This window comes from Deinococcus alpinitundrae, assembly GCF_009982895.1.
Classification (GTDB): domain Bacteria; phylum Deinococcota; class Deinococci; order Deinococcales; family Deinococcaceae; genus Deinococcus; species Deinococcus alpinitundrae.
Genome location: NZ_WXZL01000128.1, coordinates 1 through 396 on the forward strand (window position 1 = coordinate 1; position 396 = coordinate 396).

General features: G+C 59.1%; 1 protein-coding gene. It reads right to left on the reverse strand.

Translation table 11 applies throughout. From position 1 onward, the window contains the following. Window positions 1–61: 61 nt before the first annotated feature. Window positions 62–396, reverse strand: a 335-nt coding sequence (locus GUI70_RS22720) for a hypothetical protein (protein WP_202630572.1), incomplete at its 5' end; no start/stop codon positions are given.

Below are 396 nucleotides of genomic sequence, written 5' to 3' on the forward strand. Positions count from 1 at the left end.
TTACAGTGGCGAACCCTTGGCAGTCGGTTGGCGGTGCTGGCTACGTTTACGCTCGTGTGCCTCAAAAAGGCCCGGAAATACGGCTAGCCGGAACCTTCGGATCAGCGTACACGTCGGTCGTCCGTGGGTCCGATTTGGTCCCACGTTTAACCCCCAGTGCGGCCAAAATCTGGACGACATGAGGGTCGACGATCATCAGGAGAGGAAGCATGAGCCACTTCGAAGCCACCTGACCCATGTTACCGGTGAACCCCGAGAGGGTCATCGGAATGCCATAAGCAGGCTGGCCGTATTTCCGGGCGGGGATCGTCGCAGGAGGAGCAACCGTTGCATTGATCATCGGCCCGGAAATACGGCTAGCCGGAACCTTCGGATCAGCGTACACGTCGGTCGTCC